Here is a 23,791-nt window from a genome sequence, read left to right on the forward strand (position 1 = left end):
TGTGCATATCACCTTGAGCCAGGGCCGCAAGCTTTGTGTTCTCGGCTGCCGGACCCAGCGCAGGTTGCGGCCCTGGCTCAAGGTGATCGTCCAGTGTCAGGCGACGGGATGACCACCCAGCTCGGGTTTTGTTCAAAGCCCAAGGCCGCTTCGCGCCTCTTTTGTGCCGAAGAACGCGCATTCCGTGCAGGCGCCGCTCCCCACCACAGCCGATACTGGTCGACACGTCGGTGTCAAGGGAGTGGAGCGCGATGCGGGGCTTCGTCTACTCGGCTCATCCGGCTCGGGTCGTTTTCGGCTCGGGGACGGTTGCTCAGGTGCGCGAGGAGGTGGCGCGGCTCGGTGGCACTCGGGTGCTGCTGCTGTCCAGCCCGCCACTCCACGATGCCGCGCAGCCGGTGCGCGACGCGTTGGGACCGCTGCTCGCCGCGGAGTTCGACGGCGCCGCCATGCACACGCCCGTCGAGGTCACCGAGCAGGCCCTCGCGGTCCTGACCGAACACCAAGCGGACTGCCTGGTCGCGATCGGCGGCGGCTCCACCACCGGGCTGGCCAAGGCGCTCGCCGTGCGCACCGACCTGCCGCAGGTCATCCTGCCGACCACCTACGCGGGCTCCGAGGTCACGCCGGTCCTGGGCGAGACCGAGAACGGCCGCAAGACCACCCGGTCCTCACCCGCCATCCTGCCCGAAACGGTCATCTACGACGTCGACCTGACCCTTGGGCTGCCCGTCGCCGTCTCGGTCACCAGCGGCATCAACGCGATGGCCCACGCGGTCGAGGCGCTGTACGCACCGCAGGCGAACCCGATCGTCGACGGGATGGCCCTGGACGCGATCACCCGCATCGCCCGGTCGCTGCCCGTCCTCGTCGACGAACCGTCCGATGTGGACGCGCGGGCGGATCTGCTGCAGGCCGCGTGGCTCGCCGGCACCTGCCTGGCCACCGTCGGAATGAGCCTGCACCACAAACTCTGCCACACCCTCGGTGGCTCGTTCGACCTGCCGCACGCCGAGACCCACACGGTGATCCTCCCGCACGCCATGGCCTACAACGCCCCGGCCGCGACCGAGGTCATGACCCGCATCGCGGCGGCGCTCGGCACCACCGACGCGCCCAGCGGCGTGCACGACCTCGTCGTCCGCTGCGGCGGGCCGACGTCGCTGCGGGAGCTGGGCATGAGCCTCGACGACGTTCCGCGCGCAGCCGAACTCGCCACCGCCAAGCCGTACCCGAACCCGCGCGAGCTGACCCGCGAGGGCATCGAGGACCTGCTGCGGCAGGCGTGGCACGGCACCCGCCCGGGCGGCGGACGCGCCGTGCCGGACCTGGGCTGGCTCACCCGGCAGGTCGTCGCGAGCTTCGACCAGACGCCGGACCCGCGCGCGAAACAGCTGGTCACGGACCTCGTCCGGCACCTGCACCACTACGTCACCGCCAACGACGTCACCCAGGACGAATGGCAGTACGCCATCGACTTCCTGACCCGCGCCGGCCACATCACCACCGACACGCGGCAGGAGTTCGTGCTGCTCTCCGACGTGCTGGGGGTGTCCAGCGCGGTCGACGTCCTGACCAACTCCCGCACCCCGGACACCACACCCTCGGCGGTGCTCGGCCCGTTCTACGTCGAGGGCCCGCCGGCCGCCGAGCAGGGCACCGACATCGCCCGGGGACTGCCCGGCACGCCGATGTGGGCGGACATCCGCGTCACCGACCCCGACGGCAAGCCCGTCCCCGACGCCGTCGTCGACGTCTGGCAGGCCAACGAGGACGGCTACTACGACGTCCAGCTGCCCGACCTCGACGGGCCGGTGCTGCGGGCGCGCTTCCGCAGCGACGCCGACGGCCGCGTGCGGTTCTGGTCGATCCTGCCCAACGAGTACCCGATCCCGGAGGACGGCCCGGTCGGGCAGATGCTCGCGGCCACCGGGCGGCACCCGTGGCGGGCGCCGCACGTGCACTTCATGATCAACGCGCCGGGCCACCAGCAGCTGATCACGCAGCTGTTCGTCAAGGGCGGGCCGTACCTGGACGCCTCGACGGGGCGCGGCGACACCGTCTTCGGCGTCAAGGACTCCCTCGTCGTGGACTTCGTCCCGCGGCACGGCCCCACCCCGGACGGACGGGCCGTCGACGGCGAGTGGCGGTTGCTCGAATTCACCTTCCGCATCGCGCGCTAGGAGTTTCCATGCAGACCTACGACACCGACGTCCTGGTCGTCGGCAGCGGTCCCGCAGGCGGATCGGCGGCCCTGCTGCTGGCCGGCTACGGCGTGGACACGCTGCTCGTCAGCAAGTACGGCTGGGTCGCGAACACCCCACGCGCCCACATCACCAACCAGCGGACGCTGGAGGTGCTGCGGGACGCCGGCGTCGAGAAGGAGGCGCTCGCCGCGGGCACGCCGCAGGAACTGATGGGCGACACCGTGCTGTGCACGTCGCTGGCCGGGGACGAGATCGGCCGCATCCGCACGTGGGGCACCGGGCCGCGGTCGCTCAGCGAATACGCGGCGGCCAGTCCGTGCGGCATGATCGACCTGCCGCAGACCTACCTGGAACCCATCCTGATCGGCAACGCCGCGGCCCGCGGCGCGAAGGTGCGGTTCGACACCGAATTCCTGTCGCTGGAACAGGACGCGGACGGCGTGACCGCGCGGTTGCGCGACCGGGTGCGGGGCGACGAGTTCACCGTGCGCGCGCGGTACCTGATCGGCGCGGACGGCGGGCGCAGCCTGGTGGCCGAGCAGATCGGGCTGCCGATCGCCGGGCAGAGCGGCAAGGCCGGGAGCATGAACATCGTGTTCCGGGCCGACCTGTCGCGGCACGTCGCGCATCGGCCGAGCGTGCTGTACTGGGTGATGCGGCCCGGTGCGCACCTCGGCGGCATCGGAATGGGGCTGGTGCGGATGGTGCGGCCCTGGGACGAGTGGCTGCTGACCTGGGGTTACGACATCGAGCAGCCGCCGCCGGAGGTCGACGAGGCGACCGCGCGGCAGATCGTGCACGACCTGGTCGGCGACGCCTCGGTCGACGTCGAGATCACCTCGACTTCACTGTGGACGGTCAACCACTCCTACGCCACCGAGTATTCGCGTGGCCGGGTGTTCTGCGCGGGCGACGCGGTGCACCGGCACCCGCCGTCGAACGGGCTCGGGTCCAACACGTCCATCCAGGACTCCTACAACCTGGCGTGGAAGCTGGCGATGGTGCTGCGCGGCGAGGCGGGGCCGGGGCTGCTCGACACCTACACGGCGGAGCGGGCGCCGGTGGGCAGGCAGATCGTGGACCGGGCGAACCTGAGCCGCGACCAGTTCGGGCCGATCTTCGCCGCGCTGGGCATCGCCGGTGGTGGTGACGACGAGGGCATCGTGGCCGGTCTGGCGGCGTGCCGGGCGGACGATCCGGAGGGCGTCAAGCGGCGGCAGGCGCTGCACGAGGCGATCGAGCTGAAGAACTACGAGTTCAACGCGCACGGCGTCGAGCTGAACCAGCGGTACGCGTCGGGGGCGGTGATCCCGGACGACGCCCCGCCGGAGGTGTGGGAGCGGGATCCGGAGCTGTTCCACCAGCCCTCGACCAGGCCCGGGGCGAAGCTGCCGCACGCGTGGCTGGTGGACGAGCACGGCGAGCGTCTGTCTACTTTGGATCTCGTTGGCCGTGGCGCGTTCACCGTGGTGACCGGTCTCGCCGGTGGTGGCTGGGTTTCCGCGGCCGAGGAGCTGTCGCTGCGGGCGGTGCGGATCGGTGATGCCGGAGCGCGGGATGCCTACGGTGACTGGCGCCGGGTGTCGGACCTCGATGAGGCCGGATGTCTCCTGGTTCGTCCGGATGGCTACGTGGCCTGGCGATCCGTGTCCGATGTGCCGTCCGGGCACGTTGGGGTTCTCCGTGACGTGCTGAACCAGGTGCTGCACCGTCAATTTTCCCCCAATTAGCCACGATCGGGTGAATGCGCCGGGGGCGGGACTGTCTTTTTGTCGGTGCCGCCCTGCATAGTCGATCGCACAGCGACCCGAACTCCGAGGGGGAGACGATGTGCGGTAAGTGCGACCGGCCGGGCGGGCACCTGCGACACCTGTGCGAGATCATCGCCGAGCACGGCTGGGCGGTGATCTCGTTCGAGGGCAACGGATATCGGCCGCCGTGGGCCTACACGGCGGGACTGACGGGCCGGGGCAGACCGGAGCTGGTGGTGACAGCCATGGAGCCCCACCGGGCGCGCGACGTGCTCAACGAGGTCGCCGCGCACCTGCTCCGAACGGGCGAGCCGGACCTGGCGCCGGGGGGAGCGCCTACCGGGCCCGGGAAACCTGCTGCTGGAAGCCGTGGCGGTCGAGGTGCCATCGGTGCACCTGCGCACCGCGGTCGATCTGTACGGCCCCGAGGTGCGCGCAACACAACTCGTCCACGCGGACGCACAAGGCCGCTGGCCATGGCGCGCAGGCTGGCAAGGCCCCGGCGGACGCCAACCAGTACTAGGCCCCCGCGCCGGCGCCGTCCTCATGCAGACGGCCACCCCACCCTGGCCTTAGCCCGCGCGGCGCCCACACGCCCGCCCGCAACGGCGCGCGCGTAACGCACTTGCCCCGCCCGTAGGGTGCGCGCCTAACGCACTCGCCCCGCCCGCAGTGGCGCACTTAGCCGACTCGCCCCGCGTGTAATGCCAGCCAGGCGCTCGGGCCGCGGCGGCGGCCCGCAAGCAGCCAAAATGCCCTCGCCCATGGCGCCGTGCCTGCAGCCACTCGCTCTGGCGGTGGTGGCGCGCTCAGTCCACTCGCCGGGGCCACAGTGGCAGGCGGTCGCGTCGCGCCCGCCCGCGGACAGCCACCTAGCACCAGAGGCTGCTCGGCCCACTCGCCCTGGCCGCAACGCTTGACCCATTGCCGCCCGCTTCGTAAACCCTGAAACCCGCCCCAGCACACGCCGGGCGCCGGCCACGAACAATCACCGCGGCTTGCGGCGGTGCACGGCCATCCAGCTGAGGTCGCGCACGCGGAAGTCCACGCCCTGCGCCGCGTGCAGGTCGCGGCGGTGCTCGACCAGTTCGCCCGTCGCCCAGGGCTTCACCGGGCGCTTCCGGCGGGTGCGCAGGTCGTGCACCCCCGCGGTGACCAGCAGCAAACCGATGATGCCGACGAAAACCACCAGGAGCACCATGAGCGACCTCCCCAGTCCGGTCAGCTCCCATTCTGCCACCGATCGTGCCAAGAAGGAGGAAGTCACGTGTGAGAATCACGCACCTGGGACACCATCTGGGGTAACGCCGCCGCGACGACGGGAGGACCCGCATGGCCACCATGCTGGCCGGGAGGCTCGAGATCGGCTCGCGCAAGTTCGACGTCCGCGAGGTGCCGGTACCCGAACCCGGGCCGGGCCAGGTCCGGATCAAGGTGCGCGCGGCCGGGGTGTGCCTGTCCGACGTCCACCTGATCGACGGCACCCTCACGCCGCTCTTCCTCGAAACCCCCGAGGTCACCCTCGGCCACGAGGTCGCGGGCGAGATCGACGCGATCGGCCCCGACGTGCCGGACCGGTGGCAGGAGGGCCAGCGCGTCGCACTGGAGGCGGGGGAGCGGTGCGGCCAGTGCCCGAACTGCGTGCGCTTCCGCGACCCGTGCCTGCAGGTCCGTACTCGCGGCGTCGACTACGACGGTGGCTGGGCCGAGTACGCCCTCGCCAGCCAGCACACCCTCATCCCGATCCCCGACGACCTGCCGTTCGTGCAGGCCGCGATCGTGCCGGACGCCGTGTCCACCCCGTGGGGCGCGGTCACCGGCACCGGCCAGGCCCAGCCCGCCCGGCCGGCGGGCGTGTGGGGCGCGGGCGGGCTCGGCGCGCACGCGGTGCAGCTGCTCCGGCTGATCGGCGCCGCCCCGATCGTCGCGGTGGATCCGCTCGAAGCGGCGCGGGAACGGGCACTGGAATTCGGCGCCGACCTCGCGCTGGACCCGGGCGACCCCACCCTGCGCGAGCAGATCCTCGCCCTCACCGGCGGTTCCGGGCTGGACGTGGCGTTCGACATGGCCGGCGTGCCAGCGGTCCGGGAGCAGGCCGTGAGCTGCCTCGGCCTCGGCGGGCGTCTCGTGCTCGTCGGGCTGACCCCGAAACCGCTCACGGTCACCGACGGCATCGGATTCAGCTACCGCGGCCAGCGCCTGCTCGGCCACTACGGCTCCCAGCCGGGCGCGGTCGAGCAGCTCATCGAGCTGGCGCGCTACCACCGCCTGGAATGGAGCCGCAGCATCAGCGGCACCTACCCCCTCGCCGACGCCGCGACCGCCGTCGAGCACCTGGAACGCAAGGAGGGCAACCCCATTCGACTGGTCCTGGTCCCCTGACCGCCCGCACCGGACCCGCGAGCGCGCCACAGGTCCGGTGCGGTCACCACCAGCGGTTCAGGCCCGCAGGAGGCGGGTCAGCTCACCGAGGTCCGTGAGCCCGGCGAGGCCGTACGTCAGCTCGGTGATCCGCTCCGCCGCCTCCGCGGACACCACGCGCGTCGCGTTCAGGCGAAACTTCAGCGCCAGCTCCTCGGCGGACAGCGGGTTCGCCGCCCCGCCGCGGTTGGCGTCCACCCGTTCCTCCAGCGTCCGGCCGTCCCGCAGCCGCGCACGCAGCACCGCCGGGAACTGGTGCGGGAAGATCTCGTCGCACCGGGTGTCCGGCACGCAGGTCACCTTCGCCGCCAACGCCAGCCGCTCCGGGGAAGCCGCCGCCGCGTCGGTGAAGTCGTCGTGGAAGACGCCCAGCCCGCCGCCGCCGAGGAAGCCCGCCGCCACCGTGTACGGGCCGGAGAACGCGGCGTGGTAGCCGGACCGCGGGCGGATCTTGTCCTCCCGCGGCTCACCGATCGTGCGCAGCACCGCGGTCGGCGCGCCGAGCTCCAGCGACTCGATCTCCTCGACCGCCACGCCCCGCTCCCGCAACCGCCGCGCGGCGTCGATGCCGGCGTGCGTGAAGTGGTTGCACGGGTAGGGCTTGAAGAAGATGCCGGGCAGCTCCCACTCGTCGCCGAGCCCGCGGGTGATCGCGTCCACGTCGGTCTGGTCCCCGCAGAACGCCTGCAGCAGACCGAACCGGCCCTCCAGCACGGTCGGCGGGCCGGTGATGCCGTGCCGCGCCATGCCCGCGGCCGTCACCGCCGCGTGCGCCGCCCACCCGCAGTGCACGCGCTTCACGGTGCCGCCGGTGCGGTTCGCCTCCAGCAGGCCCGCCCCCATGCTCGACGCGATCCCCAATGCGTCCGCGATGCCGTCTTCGTCCACTTCGGACAACATCGCGCACGCCACCGCCGCGCCCAGCGCGCCGCAGATCGCCGTGGCGTGCAGGCCGCGCTCGAAGAACACCGAGTTGCCCAGCTCGGAGTCGTACCCGGCCATGCCGAGCCGCACGGTGATCTCGACGCCGACGCCGATCGCGTCCAGCAGTTGCGCGCCCGAGCAGCCACGCGCCTCGGCGACCGCGAGCGCCGCGGGCACCACCGACGCCGAAGGGTGAAGCACCGACGGCAGGTGGGTGTCGTCGAAGTCCAGCGAGTGCGCCAGTGTCCCGTTGACCAGAGCCGCGCTCGGCTCGGGCAGCCGATCGCCGGACCCGATGGCCGTCGCCCGGCCGGACCCGCCCCACTCGCGAACGAGCGCGCCGACCGCGGCGGCCGGGCGTTCGGACGTGGCGGCGAGGCTGTTGCCCAGCACGTCGAGCACCCGCCGCGCCGCATCGTCCCGCAGCTCGGACGGCAGGCCCTTCGCCCGCACCGAGGCCGCGAACTCCGCCAGCCGCTGCACGATTGTTTGTGTCATGCCGCCACCGCCGCGAGGGGTTGCACCGGCGTGCCGGTGTCGAGGATGGGTGGTGGGGCGGGCAGGAACGGGCGCGTCATGCCGCCACCGCCGCAAAGTGGGCGCCGCGGTGAGCCGGTGCCGCAGATGATGGGTGGTGGGGCGGGCAGGAACGGGCGCGTCATGCCGCCACCGCCGCAAAGTGGGCGCCGCGGTGAGCCGGTGCCGCCGAGGATGGGGGGAGGAACGAGCGCCTCATGCCGCCACCGCCGCAAAGTGGGCGCAGCGGCGAGCCTGTGCCGCCGAGGACGGGCGGGCAGGAACGGGCGCGTCATGCCGCCACCGCCGCGAGGGGGCGCACCGGCGAGCCTGTGCCGCCGACGATGCGCAGCGGCGCGAGCATGAAGACGAACTCCCGCACGCCGGACTCGGCGATCGCCTCCAGGTTCAGGTGCTCCATGATGAAGATCCCCGACTCGACCAGCAGCACCCGGTGCACCGGCAGCACCGCGTGCCCCGCGCCGGCTGGGATCTGCTCGTATGCCGTCGTGTCCGCGCCGGTCGCGACGATTCCCCGCGCGGCCAGCCACGTGGCTGCCGACACGTCCGCGCCCGGCACGCCCGACTCCTTGCCCATGTACGCGACCGGGTCCGAGAACTTCCGCGCCCAGCCCGTCCGGATCAACGCCACGTCACCGGGTCCCGGCTCGGCGCCGGCCAGCTTCGCCGCCGCCTCCAGGTCCTCCGCCGTCACGCCGTAACCCGCCTCCAGCACCGGCACCCCGTGCACCGCCGCCACGTCCAGCAGCACCGCCCGCCTCAGCAGGCCCGGCAGGTTCTCCGCGCCGTGGGTCTTGAACACGCCACCCTGCTGGGCCTCCGCCGCGTCCACGTCCCCGTGCAGCTTCCCGCAATGACTCACGTGCGACAGCGCGTCGATGTGCGTGCCGACGTGCCCGCCGGTCACGATGATCTCGTTCGCCGCCGAACCGCCGTCCGCCCGCTCCATGTCCCCGTGCCTGCGGATCAACGTCATCCGGAACCCGGGATGGTTCGGCGAGGTCGGCATGCCGGTGAAGAACGGCTGACCCAGCTCGATCAACCGCACCCCGCCGGACACCGCCGCCAGCAACGCATCCTGTGTCATGAACCCTTGCCTTCCTTCACGTACTGGTCCGCGATCTCGAGCACCCACCGGGCGCGCGCCACGATCGCGGCGTCCACGAACTGTCCGTTGCGGTCGATCCAGGCCGACTCCTCCGCGGCGAGCACGTCACGTGCCCACGCCGTCTCGGCCGGATCGGGCGCGCACACCTCGTGCACCACCGGGATCTGCGCGGGGTGGATCACCGACCGGCCGAAGAACCCGGCGTCCCGCCCCTCGACCGTCGAGGCACGCAGACCGTCCCGGTCACGCACCGCCGTCCACACGCTCTGCACCGGGCTCGGCAACCCGGCCGCCCGCGCCGCCACCACGACCCGCGAACGGGGCCACGCCAGCGCGCGGGAATCCCGTACCCGCAGGTCAGCCATCAAATCGGCCTCCCCCAGGGAAATCCCGGCCACCAGCGGGTGCGCGGTCGCCAGCGCCAACGCGTTCTCCACCCCCAGCGCCGACTCCAGCACGGGGTACACCGGCACCCCGAGCGCGTCGGCGACCCGGCGCAGCTCGCCCGGATCCTCGGCCTTCGGCACCCGAACACCGGCCACACCGTCGACGGAAGCCAGCGCACGGATGTCCGCTTCACCGGCGGAGGTCCCGGGCGCGTTGATCCGCACGAAAGCCGACGCGGACGCCAGCGCCTCCAGCACGGTCCGCCGCGCGAAGTCCTTGGCAGCAGCCGAAACCGCGTCCTCCAGGTCGAGTATCACCGCGTCCGCGGGCCCGGCCAGTGCCTTGCCGATGCGGTCCGGCCGGTCGCCGGGCACGTACAGCCAGCTGCGGGCAATCACTTCACGACGCCCTTTTCCCGCAGCGCGGCGACATCCACCCCGTACCGGCCCAGGACCTCCTCGGTGTGCGCGCCGAGCGGGGCGCCTGCCGACGTGATCCGCCCCGGCGTCTCGGACAGCCGGAACAACACGTTCTGCATCTTCACCGGCCCGAGCTCGTCGTCGTCGACCGTCGCGATCGTGCCGAGCGCCGCGAACTGCGGGTCGCTCATCACGTCCGCCGCCGTGTAGATCGGCGCGACCGCCGCCTCGGCCTCCTCGAACGCCTTGACCACCTCGTCGCGGTCCCGCTGCGCGATCCACGACCCGACCGCCTCGTCGAGCAGATCCGCGTGCTTCGCTCGTTCCGCGCCGGAGGCGAACCACGGCTCGTCGACCAGCTCGGGACGCCCGACCAGTCGCATCACCCGTTCCGCGATCGTCTGCGCGCTGGTCGAAATCGCCACCCAGCTGCCGTCGCGCGTGCGGTAGGTGTTGCGCGGCGCGTTGTTCACCGACCGGTTCCCGGTGCGCTCCTGCAGCTGCCCGAGCTGGTCGTAGGCGATGATCTGCGGCCCGAGCAGCGTCAGGATCGGCTCGATGATCGCCAGGTCGACGACCTGCCCGTGCCCGGTCTGCTCCCGCGCCCGCAGCGCCGTCATGATCGCGTAGGCCGTCGTCAGCGCCGCGATCCCGTCGGCGAGCCCGAACGGCGGCAGCGTCGGCGGCCCGTCCGGCTCCCCGGTGATGGCCGCGAACCCGCTCATCGCCTCGGCCAGCGTGCCGAACCCGGGCCGCTTCGCGTACGGCCCGATCTGGCCGAACCCGGTGACCCGCGCGAGCACCAGGCCGGGGTTGATCTCGCGCAGTTCGTCGTACCCCAGGCCCCAGCGCTCCAGGGTGCCCGGCCGGAAGTTCTCGATCACCACGTCGGCGTCGGCGACCATCTTCCGGAACACCTCCTGCCCCTCGGGCGCGCCGAGGTACAGGGTGATGGCCTTCTTGCCGCGGCCGAGCATCTTCCACCACAGGCCGACACCGTCGCGCTGGGCGCCGTGGCTGCGGACCGGATCGCCCTTCGGGTGCTCGATCTTGATCACCTCGGCGCCGAAGTCGCCGAGCAGCGTCGCCGCCAGCGGGCCGGCGAAGAGGGTGGCCGTGTCGAGTACCCGGATCCCGGACAATGCGCCCGTCATGGGGCGTACCTGCCTTTCTCGTCCCGGCGAGCGTCGTTTCGCCAGGAGGAACATCGGTAAACATCCTGTTTCGTCGCCGACGCATCGCGCTGGTCACCAAGTTCGCACTGATAACGGCGCTCCGTCAAGTTATGACTGGATATTGACCTGACGTGGAGGCGGGTGTCACGATAGCCCGCATCACTCCCAATGTTTCTCTAAGCGGAACGAGGTGACATGTCCGCGCGAAAGCTCATCGCCGCGCTCGGTGCGTGCGCCCTGCTCGCGACCGGTTGCGGGGGCTCGGCTCCGATGGGGGCCGCCGGCGCGGCCGCCGGACGCGACGAGGGCCCGGTGAAGATCGGCGCGCTGCACCCGGTCAGCGGGTCCAATGCGGTGGACGGGCAGCAGATGCGCCGCGGCGCCCAGATGGCGGTGGACGCCATCAACGCGGCAGGCGGCATCAAGTCCCTCGGCGGCCGCAAGGTCGAGCTGGTCACGGGGGACACCCAGGGCAAGGCCGACATCGGCCAGAGCGAGGCGCAGCGGCTGATCTCGGCCGGTGCGGTCGGCCTGGTCGGCACCTACCAGAGCGCGGTCAGCACGAACGTCGCCGTGGTGGCGGAACGCAACCGCGTCCCGTTCGTCGCGGACGTGACCGCCTCCGACGCGATCTACGCCCACGGCTACAAGTACGTGTTCCGCGTGCAGCCGGGCAGCAAGGTCATCGCGACGGCGGCCGCGCAGTACCTCCAGCAGGTGTCGCAGCAGGTGGGCAAGCCCGTCAAGAAGGTCGCGTTCCTGCACGAGCAGAGCGACTTCGGCAGCGGCGCCGCGGAGGCGTTCACCGCGGCGGCCGAGCAGCTGGGCATCGAGGTCGGCCCGAACATCAGCTACGACGCGGCGAGCGTCAGCGACCTGACCGCGCAGGTCACGCAGGTCAAGGCGTCCGGCGCGGACGTGCTCGCGGTGGCCGGCTACTACCGCGACAGCCTGCTGGCCGCCAAGGCGATCGCCTCGGTCAAACCGGATCTCGACGCGGTCTGGGGCGTCTCCAACGGCGCCTTCGACCAGCCTAAGTTCGTCACCGACGCCGGTGATCTCGGCGCGCTGTACTTCAGCACCAACTACCACTACGACGCGACCAACCCGCAGACCGTCGCGCTGCGCGAGCAGTACCAGCGCACCTACGGCGATCCGATGCGGACCGGCGCGGTGCTGTCCTACGACGCGGTCCAGGTGATCGCGCAGGCGGTCGAGAAGGCCGGCAGCACCGATCCGGAGAAGGTCCGCGATGCCATCGCCGCCGCCCAGGTCGCACCCCTGACCGTGGGCGCGGGCCCGATCCAGTTCGCCTCCAACGGCGACAACCGCAACGCCATGGCGGTCCTGATGCAGATCCAGGACGGCCAGGTCAAGCAGGTCTATCCCCCGGAGAAAGCCGAATCCCGGCCCGAGTACCAGGTGACGTGGCGGCCATGAGCGAAACAGCACAGGGGGCGGCGCTCGCCCCCGAAGTCTCCCCACCCCAGAAGAAGGACCGCGGTTTCCTCGGCCGCGCCGGTGTCGTCGGCGGTGTCCTCGTCGTCGCGATCGTCGTCGCGCTGCTGCAGTCGGGCAGCGGGCTGGTGGTCTGGCAGTCGGTCGTCACCGGCCTGCTGACCGGCGGTCTGTACGGCCTGATCGCGATGGGCCTGACGCTGATCTTCGGCGTGCTGGACATCGTCAACTTCGCGCACGGCGCGTTGCTCGCGGTCGCGATGTTCATCTCCTTCGGCATGGTGCAGGCCACCGGCATGCACCCCTACCTGACGCTGGTCATCGCCATCCCGGCGTTGTTCCTGATCGGCGCGGCCGTCCACCGTGGACTGCTCTCCGGCACCGGCGGCAGCTCGCTGGAGAACCAGCTGCTCATCACGCTGGGCCTGTCGCTGCTGCTGGAGAACGGGCTGCTGATGTTCTTCGGCGCCGAGCCCAAGACCATCGCGCTGCCCGGCGACTTCCAGTTCCCGCTGCTGGGCGCGGTCGTCGCGGGTTCGCGGCTCTACGCGTTCCTCGGCGCGATCCTGCTCGGCGCGCTGCTGTACTGGCTGCTGCGCCGCACCCGGCTGGGCACCGCGATCCGCGCCGTCGCCGCGAACGGGCCGGGCGCGGAACTGGTCGGCATCAACGTCCGCCGGATCCACACGCTCACCTTCGCGATCGGCACCGCGTGCGCCGGTGCGGCCGCCGCGCTGGCGGGACCGCTGGTCACCGTGACCCCGACGCTGGGCGAGCAGTTCAACATCACCGCGTTCGTCGTGGTGGTGCTCGGCGGGATGGGCAACGTCGTGGGCGCGCTCGTCGGCGGCCTGCTGATCGGGCTGGTCGAGCAGCTCACCACGATCTACCTCGGCGGCCAGTCCTCGCTGCTGGGCGTGTTCGTGGTGTTCATCCTCGTGCTCTTCCTGCGGCCGCAGGGGCTTTTCGGAAGGAGGAGCGCATGAGCACGATCACCATCGCCGGTCCGGCCGGCGCGGAGAAGGTCAAGGCACCGCCGCTGCGCCCGCAGAACCGGCAGCTCGCGATCCTCGCCGTGCTGGTGCTGATCGCGATCCCGCTGCCGCTCATCCTGCCGCCCGCGCAGGGCGCGGTGGCCGTGCGGATCCTGATCTTCCTGCTGATGGCCGTCGGCTGGAACATCATGAGCGGTTTCGGCGGCATGTTCAGCTTCGGGCACGCGGCCTACTTCGGCCTCGGCGCCTACACCAGTGCCTACCTGCTGGTGAAGCACAACGTGTCGCCGTGGATCGGGATGGTCGCCGGGATGGCGGTGGCCGCCGCGGCCGCCGTGCTCATCGGGTACTTCTCGTTCCGCTACAAGCTGCAGGGCGCGTACTTCGCGCTCGCCACGTTCGCCTTCGCCGAGATGCTGCGGCTGATCGTGACCAGCAGCGCGTTCGCGAACAAGGCCGTCGGGTTCACCGTTCCGCTGATCCCGGACTCGTCGCTGTGGATGCTGCAGTTCGAGGCCGACTCGCCCGCGTACTTCTGGGTCGCGTTGGTGCTGGCCGGTGCGGCGGTCGCGATCAGCATCGTGTTCCTGCACTCCCGCGCCGGGAAGTACGTGACGGCGATCCGGGACGACGAGCTGGCCGCGGCCTCGCTCGGCACGCCGGTGATGCGGCACAAGCTGATGACGGTGGCGTTGTCCGCCGCGATCACCGCGGTCGCCGGCGCCTTCTACACCCAGTACTACCTGTTCGTGAACCCGGAGCTGGGTTTCGGCTCGGCGGTGTCGATCCAGGCGATCGTGCCGGTCGTGATCGGCGGCATCGGCACGATCTGGGGCCCGGTGGTGGGCGCGATCATCGTCGGTTCGCTCACCGACGTGACGGCGACACTGCTGCGCACCCCGCCGGAGTTCCTGGGCTTCCTGCAGGGGCGCAGCGGTCTGGACGTGGTGCTGTACGCGGTGCTGCTGATCCTGATCGTGCGCCTGCTGCCGAAAGGCATCGTCGGAACGATCGCGGCGAGGTGGCGTCGATGAGCATCGTCAGGGCCGACGGGATCGGCAAGTCCTTCCGCGGGCTGCGTGCGCTGTCCGATGTGGACTTCGAGGTGGCCGAGGGGGAGATCCTCGGCATCATCGGGCCGAACGGCGCGGGCAAGACCACGCTGTTCAACGTCGTCTCCGGCGCGCTGGCCCCGGACACCGGCCGGGTGGCGTTCGCCGGCCAGGACGTCACCGGCCGGGCGCCGGACCGCATCGCCCGCGCCGGGATGGTGCGCACGTTCCAGCTGATGCGGCCGTTTTCCAGCATGACCGTGCTGGAGAACGTCTGCCTGGCCGCGCAGCACCACCGGTTCGGCAGGCGCAAGCTGCGCGAGCACGCGCTGGAGGTGGTCGAGCGGGTCGGGCTCGGGCCGTGGGCCCACCGGGCCGCGCCGGAACTGCCGACCGCCGGTCTCAAGCGGCTCGAACTGGCCCGCGCGCTCGCGACGCGGCCGAAAGTCCTGCTGCTCGACGAGGTCCTCGCCGGGCTGGTGCCCGCGGAACGCGAACCGGTGCTGGACCTGCTGGCGCGGCTGCGCGACGAGGAGGGCGTGACCCTGCTGTTCATCGAGCACATCATGGCCGCGGTGATGCGGCTCGCCGACCGCGTGCTCGTGCTGGACCAGGGCCGCGTCATCGCCGTCGGGTCGCCGCAGGAGGTCACCAGCGACGCGCGTGTCATCGACGCCTACCTCGGTGAGGAGCCGACCCATGCTGACGCTTGAGAAGGTGTGCGCCGGGTACGGGCGGATGCGGATCCTGCACGACATCGACCTGCACCTGGGCGAGGGCGAGATCGTCGCGCTGGTCGGCGCGAACGGCGCGGGCAAGACCACGACGCTGCGCAGCATCTGCGGCCAGTTGAAGGCGTTGTCCGGCAGCATCACGTTCAACGGCGCGCCGACCGCGGGCCGCCGTCCGGACCAGCTCGTGCGCGACGGTCTCGTGCACGTGCCGGAGGACCGGGCGCTGTTCGGCACGCTGACCGTCGAGGAGAACCTGCGGATGGGCGCGTGGACGCGCACCCCGGCGCAGGCGGCGAAGTCGCTGGCCGAGGTCTACGAGCTGTTCCCGGTCCTCGCCGAGCGGCGCACGCAGATCGCGCAGACGTTCAGCGGTGGTCAGCAGCAGATGCTGGCGATCGCCCGCGCGCTGATGGCGGCGCCGAAGCTGCTGATGCTGGACGAGCCGTCGACCGGCCTGTCACCCAAGCTGACCTGGACGATGCTCGAAGCGGTGCGGCGGATCCGGGACAACGGGGTGTCGGTGCTGCTGGTCGAGCAGAACGCCAAGCAGGCGCTGGCGATCGCGGACCGCGCGTACGTGCTGGAGAGCGGGTCGACCGTGCTGTCCGGCAGCGGCGCGGAACTCGCCGGCGACAGCCGGGTGCGGAAGGCGTACCTGGGACTGTGACAGCGGCCGAATCGACTCGACAGCTGGGCGCGTGGGTGTCCGAACTGGACACCCCGGACGTGGTGCGGGACCGGCTCGCGCTGGTCCTGCTGGACGTCCTCGGGGTGACCGCGGTCGGCGCGGCGCAGCCGGAGCAGCGGGCGCTGCGTGCGGCGTGGCGGGCGCCGGACGGGCCGGCGCCGTTGATCGGCGCCGGGCGGTCGGTGACCGTCGACGCGGCGGCGTTCCTCAACGGGATGGCCTTGGTGTCGCTGGAGCTCGACGAGGGCAACAAGTACGCCAAGGGGCACCCGGCCGCGCACGGTTTCCCCGCGGTGCTCGCGCTGGCCGCGGATCTGGACAGCACCGGCGCGGACACCGCGGCGGCGTTGCTGGCGGCTTACGAGGTGGCGTCGCGGTTCGGTCGCGCGACGTCCTTGACGCCCGGCGCGCACCCGCACGGCAGCTGGGGTGTGCCCGGTGCGGCGGCCGGGTGCGCGCGGTTGCTGGGGCTCGACGCGGAGCAGACCGCCGCGGCCATCGACACCGCGGCGGGCATGGCGATCGCCGGGCACTTCGATTCGGCGACCACCGGCAACCCGGTGCGCAACGCCTGGATGGGCGCTTCGGCCACCTCCGGTCTGGCGGCCGCACGGATGGCGGCCGCCGGGATGGCACGCAACACCGGCACCGCGGCGCTGTCCCTCGGCACACTGCTCGGCTCGTTCGACCCCGGCGAGCTGACCGCCGGTCTCGGAACGCGGTGGGACATCCAGCACGGCTACTTCAAGCGGCACGCGTCCTGCTCGTTCACCCACCCGGCGGCCGACGCGGTCCTCGCGCTGCGCGGCGAGTTCCCGGCGGCAGGCATCACGTCGATCCTCGTCGAGTCCCACGCGCTCGGTGCCGGGCTCACCGGCACGGACTGGACGAACCGGTTGTCGGCGATGTTCTCCACCCCGTTCGTGGTCGCCACCGCGGCACTGACCGGGCGGGTCGGCCCGGACAGCGCCCTCGACGACCCGGCGGTGCAAACGCTTGCGCGGCGGGTGCGGCTGGTCGCGGCCGACGACCTGACCGCCCGGCTGCCCGCCGAACGCGCCGCGCGGGTCACGGTCGCCTTCGACGACGGCACCACGCTCACCCGCGAGGTGCCCAACCCGGTCGGCGACGCCGACCACCACCCGCTGGGCGAGGACGACCTGGTCGCCCTGCTGAAGACGTGGCTGCCCCGGCAGCCCGGGCTCGTGGACCGCGCCGTCGCGGTCAGCCACGAGCTGCCCGGCCTGGCTCGCGCCGGGGACGCCCTGCGCGGGCTGGCCGGACCGGACGAGAAGGAGCTGAACTGATGCGTGCCCTCGCGGTGACGCCCATCCACCTGCCCGCGGAGGAGATCCGGCGGCGGCAGGCCCGCTACGACCGGCTCGCCCCGCCGGGCCTGGAGGTCGAGCTCGTCGACGTCGGCGCCGCCGCACCGGCCTCGCTGGACACCGACGAGTCCGTGCGCGCCTCCGAACGCCAGGTGGCCGCCGCGCTCGCCCGGGCGGGGGAGGGCTACGACCTGGCCTTCCCGGACTGCGTGCTCGACCCGGCGGTGCCGGACACCGTCGCGGCGGATCCGCGGCCGGTGCACGGGTTGCTGAAGCTGTCCGCGACCTACCTCGCGGGCAAGGGCGTGCGGTTCGGCGCCGTGGTGCGCAACGAGGCCATCGCCGCCGAGTTCGGCAAGCGCATCGCCGCCTACGGGCTGAGCCCCTACTTCGCCGGCACGCGCGTGCTGGACCTGCCGTTCGAGGCGATCGCCGACACCGGCACGTGGAACCGGGCGCTGGGCGCCGCGGTGCGCGAACTGGCGTCGCTGGGCGCGACCGCGGTCATCAACGGCTGTTCGGCGGTGGACGTCGAACCCGCCGACCTGCCTGCCCGGATCGTCGATCCGACGGCGCTGGCGCTGCGGTTGCTGGCGGTGGAGGCGTGATGGATCTCGTCGTCGCGGGTGCCGGTGGCGGCCTGGCCGGTGCGCTGCGTGCCGCCGAACTCGGGCTGAGCGTGGTCGTGGTCGAGGCCAGCGAGCACTTCCGGCGTGGCAACAACACGTCGATGTCGACCGCGATGTTCCCCGGCGCCGGTTCGCGCTGGCAGGCCGAGGCCGGTGTCGACGACTCGCCCGAGCGGTTCGTCGCCGACATCATGGCCAAGACCAAGGGCCAGGCCGATCCGCGGCTGGCCCGTACGCTGGCGGAGGTGAGCGCGCCGCTGGTGGAGTGGATGGCGGATTCGGCGGGGCTGCCGTTGTCGCTGGTCACCGACTTCAACTACCCCGGTCACGCGGTGCCGCGCTGCCACTCGATCCCGGGGCGGCACGGCTCCGGGGTCGTCGACCACCTGGCCCGGCGGGTCGCCGAGCACGAGAACATCGAGCTGCTCGCGCCGGCGAAGCTGGTCGACGTGCTCACCGGTGACGGCGGTGTCCGCGCCGCGGTGGTGCGGTACCCGGACGGTGCGGAGGAGGAGATCCCGGCCCGCGCGGTCCTGTTGGCCACCAACGGGTTCGGCGCCGATCGCGACCTGGTCGCTCGGCACCTGCCGGAGATCGCGGACGCGTTGTACCAGGGCAGTGACCAGTCGCTCGGCGACGCGTTGCGGATCGGCGAGAAGCTCGGCGCCGCGATGGGTTACCTGGACGCCTACCAGGGCCACGGCGCGGTCGCGGCGAACGCGGGCACGCTCGTCGGCTGGGCGACGATCATCCACGGCGCGGTCCTGGTGGACACGACGGGCCGCCGCTTCGGTGACGAGACCCGCGGCTACTCCGAGTACGCCGCCGAACTGGCCGCCCGGCCCGGCGCGACCGGCTGGATCGTGCTGGACGAGACGATCTTCGAGCAGTGCCAGCCGTTCCAGGACTTCCGGGACACGGTCGCCTCGGGCGCGCTGGTGTGGACTGATTCGGCTGAGGAGCTGGCCGCGGCGACCGGTTTGCCGGAGCTGGCCGACGAACTGGCCGTCGCCGGCGCGATCGCTCGCGGTGAGCGCGCGGATTCGTTCGGCCGCACGAACTGGGAACGCCCGCTGTCCGGCCGCCTCGCCGCGGTGCGGGTGGTGCCCGCGCTCTTCCACACCCAGGGCGGTTTGCTGGTGAACGAGAACGCCGCAGTCGTCGACGCCCAGGACCGGCCGATCCCCGGCCTGTACGCCGCGGGCGGCGCGGCGGCGGGCATTTCCGGTCACGGCGCCGCCGGATACCTGCCCGGCAACGGGCTCCTGCCGGCTTTCGGGCTGGCGTACCTGGCCGCGAACGACGTCGCACGTCGCCCGGCCTGATCGATCACGCGGAGGAAAACGAGAGATGGCAACGACGGAACTGCTGGTCCGCAACGTCCGGGTGGTCCGGCCCGACGGCCCCGACGGCGAGCCGGAACTGCTGGACATCGCCGTCAACGACGGCACGATCACGCGGGTGGCGCCGGACCTGCCCGCCGACGACGCCGCCAGCGTGATCGACGGCCGGGGCCTGCTGGCGTTCCCCGGCGTGGTCGACGCGCACCAGCACTGGGGCATCTACAACGAGCTGTCGACCGACACGCGGACGGAAAGCCGGGCGAGCGCGCAGGGCGGCGTGACGACGTCGCTGACCTACATGCGGACCGGGCAGTACTACCTGAACAAGGGCGGCAGTTACCGGGACTTCTTCCCGGAGGTGCTGAGCAAGTCCGCGGGCAACGCGTACGTCGATTACGCGTTCCACCTGGCGCCGATGAGCGCGCAGCACATCGAGGAGATCCCGTTCCTCGTCGAGGAGCACGGCGTCACGTCGTTCAAGATCTTCATGTTCTACGGTTCGCACGGGCTGCACGGCCGGTCGACGAGCCAGAGTGATTTCCTGATGATCCCGCCGGACGAGCGTTACGACATCGCGCACTTCGAGTTCGTGATGCGCGGGGTGCAGAAGGCGCGGGAAATCCTGACCGAGTACGCGCCGCACCTGTCGTTGTCGCTGCACTGCGAGACGGCGGAGATCATGACGGCGTACACGAAGATGGTCGAGCAGGACGGCTCGTTGACCGGGCTGCGGGCGTACAGTGCTTCGCGGCCGCCGCACTCGGAGGGCCTGGCGGTGACGATCGCGTCGTACCTGGCGCACGAAACCGGGTTGCCGAACATCAACCTGCTGCACCTGTCGTCGGAGAAGGCCCTGTCGGCGGCGCTGACCATGGCGTCGGCGTTCCCGCACATCGACTTCCGCCGCGAGGTGACGATCGGCCACCTGCTGGCGGATGTCGACACGGCGTCCGGGATCGGTGGCAAGGTCAACCCGCCGCTGCGGGAGCGCGAGGACGTGGAAGCCCTGTGGCGGCATGTGCTGGCGGGCGAGGTGGACTGGGTGGTGAGCGACCACGCGTGCTGCCGGGACGAGCTGAAGTTCGGCTCGGACCGGGAGGACGTCTTCCTGGCGAAGTCCGGTTTCGGCGGCGCGGAGTACCTGTTGCCCGGCCTGGTGGGTGAGGGCACCAAGCGAGGCCTGTCGCTGCAGAAGATCGCCGCGCTGCTGTCGTGGAACCCAGCGCAACGGTACGGACTGCTGCGCAAGGGAAAGATCGCGGAAGGCTTCGACGCGGACTTCGCCCTGGTGGATCCGGACGTCCAGTGGACCGTGCGGGCGGCCGACTCGGAAAGCACCCAGGAATACACCCCGTTCGAGGGCTTCGAAATGACCGCACGAGTCACGGACACCTTCGTGCGGGGAAACCACGTCTACGCGGACGGCAAAATCCAAGGCGAGCCCACAGGCAAATTCCTCAAGCGCGGCCGCTAAAACCACAACAACAAACCGCCGCCCGGCAACGAAACAGAAGCGGCCAACCCAACCAGACCTCCCCCGCCCCCGATCCACAGCCGATCTTTAGTCGCCGACCAGGCGTGTCAAGGCACTCTTTCCCGCCTTGACACGCCTGCTCGGCGACTGAAACACAATCAGGCATCGGGGGCGGGGGTGGTCGGAAGGTGACCTTTCGAGCGCCGTGAGGCGCTTTTTCCGCGCGACAGCGCGGGTTTAAAGATCAAGAGATGTCCTCGCCGGACGGGCAGGCTCTGGGATGACCAGGGGTTGGGTGCCTCGTCCCACCTTGACGAGGTGGTCGCTGGGTGGTCATCCCGTCGCCTTCCGGTTTGTGCATATCACCTTGAGCCAGGGCCGCAAGGTTGGCATGTTCGGCCGCCGGTTGGCAGCGCAGGTTGCGGCCCTGGCTCAAGGTGATCGCGCCGGTGTCAGGCGACGGGATGACCACCCAGCTTCTTGGGTTGGGTTGGGGCACGGCGGCAGCGCACCGCTGGGAAGATGGGCCCATGACCGAACAAGATGTGGCGTCGGCTGCTGCCGCCACCATCGCGGAGCGCACCGGGTTCGCCAAGCACGACATCGCAGTGGTGCTGGGCTCCGGGTGGCGTCCCGCGGCGGACGTGATCGGCGAGCCCGAGGCGGAGATCCCGCTCGGTGAGCTGCCCGGCTTCGAGACCCCGACCGCCGTCGGGCACGGCGGCACCGTCCGCTCCGTGGACGTGGACGGCAAGCGCACCCTGGTGCTCCTCGGCCGCACCCACCTGTACGAGGGCAAGGGCGTGGGCCGCGTCGTGCACAACGTGCGCACTGCCGCCGCCGCGGGGGTGAAGTCCGTTCTGCTCACCAACGCCGCCGGCGGGCTGCGCGACGACTACCAGGTCGGCCAGCCCGTGCTGATCTGCGACCACCTCAACATGACCGCGACCTCCCCCATCACCGGCGCGAACTTCGTCGACCTCGTCGACCTGTACTCGCACCGCCTGCGTGACCTCGCGCGCGAGATCGACCCGAGCCTCACCGAGGGCGTCTACGCCGGCCTGCCCGGCCCCCACTTCGAGACCCCCGCCGAGATCCGCATGCTGCGCACGCTCGGCGCCGACCTGGTCGGCATGTCGACCGTCCTCGAAGCGATCGCCGCGCGCGCCGCCGGTGTCGAGGTGTTCGGGCTGTCCCTGGTGACCAACCTGGCCGCGGGCATGACCGGCGAACCGTTGAGCCACCAGGAGGTCCTGGAGGCCGGACGCGCGTCGGCCGAGAAGATGGGCACCCTGCTGCGCCGGCTCGTCGCGCGCGCATGAGCCGCCTCACCCCCGAACTCCGCGACCGCGCGATCCGCTGGATCGCGGACGACGTCGACCCGGCCGCGCGGCAGGAGTTGCAGGCCGTGCTCGCCGCTGCGATGAACGGCGCCTCCGACGCGGTGACCGACCTCGCCGACCGGATGGCCGGTCCGCTCGAGTTCGGCACCGCCGGGTTGCGCGGCCCCGTCCGGGCCGGACCGAACGGCATGAACACCGCCGTCGTCGTCCGCACCACCGCCGGGGTCGCGACCTGGCTGACCGCGCACGGCCACGCCGGCCGGATCGTCGTCGTCGGCCGGGACGCCCGGCACGGCTCGGAGGAGTTCGCGACCGCGGCGGCCGAGGTGCTGCACGCGGCCGGGTTTGACGTCCGGGTCCTGCCCCGCCCCCTGCCGACGCCGCTGGTGGCGTTCGCGACGAAGCACCTCGGCGCGGCCGCGGGCATCCAGATCACCGCGTCGCACAACCCGCCCGCCGACAACGGCTACAAGCTCTACGACGACGTCGCGATCCAGATCGTGCCGCCCGCCGACGCCGAGATCGAAGCCGCGATCGCCGCCGCTCCCGGCGCGATCAGCGTGCCCCGCAAACCGGGTGCGACGGTGCTCGGCGACGAGATCCTCGACGAGTACCTGTACCGGGTTTCCCAGGTCCCGCGGTCGCCGCACCGCGGGCTGCGGATCGCCGCGACCGCCCTGCACGGGGTCGGCGCCGAGGTCCTGCGTGAGGCCCTGTCCCGGGCCGGGTTCACCGACGTGCACCTGGTGGCCGAGCAGTCGGCGCCGGACGCGGACTTCCCGACGGTGTCCTTCCCCAACCCGGAAGAGCCGGGCGCGACGGACCTGCTGCTCGCGCTGGCCGCGGAGGTCGACGCCGACCTCGCCATCGCGCTGGACCCGGACGCGGATCGCTGCGCGGTCGGTGTGCCGGACGCGACCGGTGAGTGGCGGATGCTCCGCGGGGACGAGACCGGGGTCCTGCTCGGCGAGTACGTCCTGTCGACGACGAGCAACCCGGACCCGCTGGTGGCGACGACGATCGTGTCGGCCGCCATGCTGGGCGACATCGCCAGGGCTCGCGGCGCCCGGTATGCGGAGACGCTGACCGGCTTCAAGTGGCTCACCCGCTCCGGCGAGGGGCTGGTGTTCGCCTACGAGGAGGCGCTGGGACTGTGTGTGAACCCGGACTTCGTGCGGGACAAGGACGGCATCGCCGCGGCGACCCTCGCCTGTGATCTGGCTGCGAAGCTGAAGGCCGAGGGCCGGTCGCTGCTCGAGGAGCTGGACCGGCTGGCCGTCGCGCACGGGGTGTACGTCACGGACCAGGTGTCGTTGCGGGTGACGGACTTGTCGGTCCGCGGGCAGCTCATGGCACGCCTGCGGAAGTCGCCACCAACGGAGCTGGCCGGCGCGGCCGTGGAGATGGCGGACCTGTTGCCGGAGACGGATGCGTTGCGCATCGCCGGCGGCGGGTTGCGGGTCGTGATCCGCCCGTCGGGCACCGAGCCGAAGTTGAAGTGCTACCTGCAGGTGACGCGGCCAGTGCCGGATGAGGCGGCTCTGGCTGAGGTGCGAGTGGATGCGACGTCAACGATGGCGGCGTTGCGCGCCGACGTGGAGGCTCTGCTGGCTTGACCGTCCGGTGCTGCCCTCTCGTCCGGGGCAGCACCGCACCACAAAAAGCTCGAGGCCCCGGGAGAACTTTTCACAGTTCTCGACCGGGGCCTCGAGTATCAAGTTAAGTTCGGCGGTGTCCTACTCTCCCACACCCGCGGGGGTGCAGTACCATCGGCGCTGGCAGGCTTAGCTTCCGGGTTCGGAATGGGACCGGGCGTTT

The 23,791-nt window shown here is 71.6% G+C and carries 21 protein-coding genes, 1 rRNA gene and 1 pseudogene; 16 read left to right on the plus strand and 7 right to left on the minus strand.

The annotated features are described in order from the left end of the window. Window positions 1–251: 251 nt before the first annotated feature. The 4 genes and pseudogenes from ABZ193_RS37550 (at window position 252) to ABZ193_RS37565 (ending at window position 4,534) form a co-directional block, all read left to right on the plus strand. Window positions 252–2,183, plus strand: coding sequence for a maleylacetate reductase and hydroxyquinol 1,2-dioxygenase domain-containing protein (locus ABZ193_RS37550; protein ID WP_354713401.1), 1,932 nt, complete (start codon window positions 252–254; stop codon window positions 2,181–2,183). Window positions 2,184–2,191: 8 nt separating this feature from the next. Continuing rightward, a complete protein-coding gene (locus ABZ193_RS37555) occupies window positions 2,192–3,937 on the plus strand; it encodes an FAD-dependent monooxygenase (RefSeq protein ID WP_354713402.1) in 1,746 nt (581 codons plus the stop codon). A gap of 98 nt (window positions 3,938–4,035) precedes the next feature. After that, window positions 4,036–4,212 (plus strand): annotated as a pseudogene (locus ABZ193_RS37560) (DUF4262 domain-containing protein); the annotation flags it as partial. Between the two features lie 136 nt (window positions 4,213–4,348). After that, window positions 4,349–4,534 carry a DUF4262 domain-containing protein gene (locus ABZ193_RS37565; RefSeq protein ID WP_354713404.1) on the plus strand — a complete coding sequence of 62 codons (186 nt, stop codon included), beginning with the start codon at window positions 4,349–4,351 and terminating at the stop codon, window positions 4,532–4,534. A gap of 412 nt (window positions 4,535–4,946) precedes the next feature. Here the strand turns inward: ABZ193_RS37565 and ABZ193_RS37570 are convergent, their stop codons facing one another. Further along, complete coding sequence (locus ABZ193_RS37570) at window positions 4,947–5,159, minus strand: hypothetical protein (RefSeq protein ID WP_354713406.1); 213 nt, start codon at window positions 5,157–5,159, stop codon at window positions 4,947–4,949. A 131-nt stretch (window positions 5,160–5,290) separates the two neighbouring features. Between ABZ193_RS37570 and ABZ193_RS37575 the strand changes: the two genes are divergently transcribed. Then, window positions 5,291–6,340 (plus strand): zinc-binding dehydrogenase, encoded by a 1,050-nt coding sequence (locus tag ABZ193_RS37575; RefSeq protein WP_354713408.1) that lies wholly within the window; start codon window positions 5,291–5,293, stop codon window positions 6,338–6,340. 57 nt (window positions 6,341–6,397) lie between these two features. Here the strand turns inward: ABZ193_RS37575 and ABZ193_RS37580 are convergent, their stop codons facing one another. From ABZ193_RS37580 to ABZ193_RS37600, 5 genes are all read right to left on the minus strand, one after another. Next, window positions 6,398–7,801, minus strand: coding sequence for an MmgE/PrpD family protein (locus tag ABZ193_RS37580; protein ID WP_354713410.1), 1,404 nt, complete (start codon window positions 7,799–7,801; stop codon window positions 6,398–6,400). After that, complete coding sequence (locus ABZ193_RS37585; protein WP_354713412.1) at window positions 7,798–7,965, minus strand: hypothetical protein; 168 nt, start codon at window positions 7,963–7,965, stop codon at window positions 7,798–7,800. The genes ABZ193_RS37580 and ABZ193_RS37585 overlap by 4 nt, the downstream gene beginning before the upstream one ends. A 146-nt stretch (window positions 7,966–8,111) precedes the next feature. Continuing rightward, on the minus strand, window positions 8,112–8,927 hold the full coding sequence (locus ABZ193_RS37590; RefSeq protein ID WP_354713414.1) for a cyclase family protein: 816 nt from the start codon (window positions 8,925–8,927) through the stop codon (window positions 8,112–8,114). Further along, complete coding sequence (locus tag ABZ193_RS37595) at window positions 8,924–9,733, minus strand: CoA ester lyase (protein WP_354713416.1); 810 nt, start codon at window positions 9,731–9,733, stop codon at window positions 8,924–8,926. The genes ABZ193_RS37590 and ABZ193_RS37595 overlap by 4 nt, the downstream gene beginning before the upstream one ends. Next, window positions 9,730–10,908, minus strand: a complete 1,179-nt coding sequence (locus ABZ193_RS37600) for a CoA transferase (RefSeq protein WP_354713418.1) — start codon at window positions 10,906–10,908, stop codon at window positions 9,730–9,732. The genes ABZ193_RS37595 and ABZ193_RS37600 overlap by 4 nt, the downstream gene beginning before the upstream one ends. 216 nt (window positions 10,909–11,124) lie before the next feature. Here ABZ193_RS37600 and ABZ193_RS37605 point away from each other — a divergent pair, with 216 nt between their 5' ends. From ABZ193_RS37605 to ABZ193_RS37655, 11 genes are all read left to right on the plus strand, one after another. Continuing rightward, complete coding sequence (locus tag ABZ193_RS37605) at window positions 11,125–12,369, plus strand: ABC transporter substrate-binding protein (protein WP_354713419.1); 1,245 nt, start codon at window positions 11,125–11,127, stop codon at window positions 12,367–12,369. Next, on the plus strand, window positions 12,366–13,373 hold the full coding sequence (locus tag ABZ193_RS37610) for a branched-chain amino acid ABC transporter permease (protein ID WP_237340079.1): 1,008 nt from the start codon (window positions 12,366–12,368) through the stop codon (window positions 13,371–13,373). Before ABZ193_RS37605 ends, ABZ193_RS37610 begins: the two co-directional genes overlap by 4 nt. Further along, on the plus strand, window positions 13,370–14,416 hold the full coding sequence (locus tag ABZ193_RS37615; RefSeq protein ID WP_354713421.1) for a branched-chain amino acid ABC transporter permease: 1,047 nt from the start codon (window positions 13,370–13,372) through the stop codon (window positions 14,414–14,416). The genes ABZ193_RS37610 and ABZ193_RS37615 overlap by 4 nt, the downstream gene beginning before the upstream one ends. After that, window positions 14,413–15,147 (plus strand): ABC transporter ATP-binding protein, encoded by a 735-nt coding sequence (locus tag ABZ193_RS37620; RefSeq protein WP_354713423.1) that lies wholly within the window; start codon window positions 14,413–14,415, stop codon window positions 15,145–15,147. Before ABZ193_RS37615 ends, ABZ193_RS37620 begins: the two co-directional genes overlap by 4 nt. Continuing rightward, the gene (locus tag ABZ193_RS37625) at window positions 15,134–15,835 is read left to right on the plus strand and encodes an ABC transporter ATP-binding protein (RefSeq protein WP_020417740.1); all 702 of its coding nucleotides are present in this window, start codon (window positions 15,134–15,136) and stop codon (window positions 15,833–15,835) included. The genes ABZ193_RS37620 and ABZ193_RS37625 overlap by 14 nt, the downstream gene beginning before the upstream one ends. Then, complete coding sequence (locus tag ABZ193_RS37630; RefSeq protein WP_354713425.1) at window positions 15,832–17,163, plus strand: MmgE/PrpD family protein; 1,332 nt, start codon at window positions 15,832–15,834, stop codon at window positions 17,161–17,163. Before ABZ193_RS37625 ends, ABZ193_RS37630 begins: the two co-directional genes overlap by 4 nt. Next, on the plus strand, window positions 17,163–17,792 hold the full coding sequence (locus ABZ193_RS37635) for an aspartate/glutamate racemase family protein (RefSeq protein ID WP_354713427.1): 630 nt from the start codon (window positions 17,163–17,165) through the stop codon (window positions 17,790–17,792). The genes ABZ193_RS37630 and ABZ193_RS37635 overlap by 1 nt, the downstream gene beginning before the upstream one ends. Continuing rightward, entirely contained in the window at window positions 17,792–19,138 is a 1,347-nt protein-coding gene (locus ABZ193_RS37640; protein WP_354713429.1) for an FAD-binding protein, read from the plus strand. The genes ABZ193_RS37635 and ABZ193_RS37640 overlap by 1 nt, the downstream gene beginning before the upstream one ends. A gap of 25 nt (window positions 19,139–19,163) precedes the next feature. Then, a complete protein-coding gene (locus ABZ193_RS37645) occupies window positions 19,164–20,630 on the plus strand; it encodes a dihydroorotase family protein (RefSeq protein ID WP_354713431.1) in 1,467 nt (488 codons plus the stop codon). A 530-nt stretch (window positions 20,631–21,160) separates the two neighbouring features. Further along, the gene (locus ABZ193_RS37650; RefSeq protein ID WP_027932495.1) at window positions 21,161–21,952 is read left to right on the plus strand and encodes a purine-nucleoside phosphorylase; all 792 of its coding nucleotides are present in this window, start codon (window positions 21,161–21,163) and stop codon (window positions 21,950–21,952) included. After that, window positions 21,949–23,589, plus strand: a complete 1,641-nt coding sequence (locus tag ABZ193_RS37655) for a phospho-sugar mutase (RefSeq protein WP_354713433.1) — start codon at window positions 21,949–21,951, stop codon at window positions 23,587–23,589. Before ABZ193_RS37650 ends, ABZ193_RS37655 begins: the two co-directional genes overlap by 4 nt. 107 nt (window positions 23,590–23,696) lie before the next feature. Here ABZ193_RS37655 and rrf read toward each other — a convergent pair. Continuing rightward, window positions 23,697–23,791 (minus strand): 5S ribosomal RNA (gene rrf, locus ABZ193_RS37660); the annotation flags it as partial.

This window comes from Amycolatopsis sp. NPDC006125 (assembly GCF_040614195.1).
GTDB lineage: Bacteria > Actinomycetota > Actinomycetes > Mycobacteriales > Pseudonocardiaceae > Amycolatopsis_E > Amycolatopsis_E tucumanensis.

Excerpts from the sequence above, each read along its gene's own strand:
- ABZ193_RS37550 (WP_354713401.1), top strand. The coding sequence starts at position 252 with ATGCGGGGCTTCGTCTACTCGGCTCATCCGGCTCGGGTCGTTTTCGGC.
- ABZ193_RS37555 (WP_354713402.1), top strand. The coding sequence starts at position 2,192 with ATGCAGACCTACGACACCGACGTCCTGGTCGTCGGCAGCGGTCCCGCA.
- ABZ193_RS37570 (WP_354713406.1), bottom strand. The coding sequence starts at position 5,159 with ATGGTGCTCCTGGTGGTTTTCGTCGGCATCATCGGTTTGCTGCTGGTC.
- ABZ193_RS37575 (WP_354713408.1), top strand. The coding sequence starts at position 5,291 with ATGGCCACCATGCTGGCCGGGAGGCTCGAGATCGGCTCGCGCAAGTTC.
- ABZ193_RS37580 (WP_354713410.1), bottom strand. The coding sequence starts at position 7,801 with ATGACACAAACAATCGTGCAGCGGCTGGCGGAGTTCGCGGCCTCGGTG.
- ABZ193_RS37585 (WP_354713412.1), bottom strand. The coding sequence starts at position 7,965 with ATGACGCGCCCGTTCCTGCCCGCCCCACCACCCATCATCTGCGGCACC.
- ABZ193_RS37590 (WP_354713414.1), bottom strand. The coding sequence starts at position 8,927 with ATGACACAGGATGCGTTGCTGGCGGCGGTGTCCGGCGGGGTGCGGTTG.
- ABZ193_RS37600 (WP_354713418.1), bottom strand. The coding sequence starts at position 10,908 with ATGACGGGCGCATTGTCCGGGATCCGGGTACTCGACACGGCCACCCTC.
- ABZ193_RS37605 (WP_354713419.1), top strand. The coding sequence starts at position 11,125 with ATGTCCGCGCGAAAGCTCATCGCCGCGCTCGGTGCGTGCGCCCTGCTC.
- ABZ193_RS37610 (WP_237340079.1), top strand. The coding sequence starts at position 12,366 with ATGAGCGAAACAGCACAGGGGGCGGCGCTCGCCCCCGAAGTCTCCCCA.
- ABZ193_RS37615 (WP_354713421.1), top strand. The coding sequence starts at position 13,370 with ATGAGCACGATCACCATCGCCGGTCCGGCCGGCGCGGAGAAGGTCAAG.
- ABZ193_RS37620 (WP_354713423.1), top strand. The coding sequence starts at position 14,413 with ATGAGCATCGTCAGGGCCGACGGGATCGGCAAGTCCTTCCGCGGGCTG.
- ABZ193_RS37625 (WP_020417740.1), top strand. The coding sequence starts at position 15,134 with ATGCTGACGCTTGAGAAGGTGTGCGCCGGGTACGGGCGGATGCGGATC.
- ABZ193_RS37635 (WP_354713427.1), top strand. The coding sequence starts at position 17,163 with ATGCGTGCCCTCGCGGTGACGCCCATCCACCTGCCCGCGGAGGAGATC.
- ABZ193_RS37640 (WP_354713429.1), top strand. The coding sequence starts at position 17,792 with ATGGATCTCGTCGTCGCGGGTGCCGGTGGCGGCCTGGCCGGTGCGCTG.
- ABZ193_RS37645 (WP_354713431.1), top strand. The coding sequence starts at position 19,164 with ATGGCAACGACGGAACTGCTGGTCCGCAACGTCCGGGTGGTCCGGCCC.
- ABZ193_RS37650 (WP_027932495.1), top strand. The coding sequence starts at position 21,161 with ATGACCGAACAAGATGTGGCGTCGGCTGCTGCCGCCACCATCGCGGAG.
- ABZ193_RS37655 (WP_354713433.1), top strand. The coding sequence starts at position 21,949 with ATGAGCCGCCTCACCCCCGAACTCCGCGACCGCGCGATCCGCTGGATC.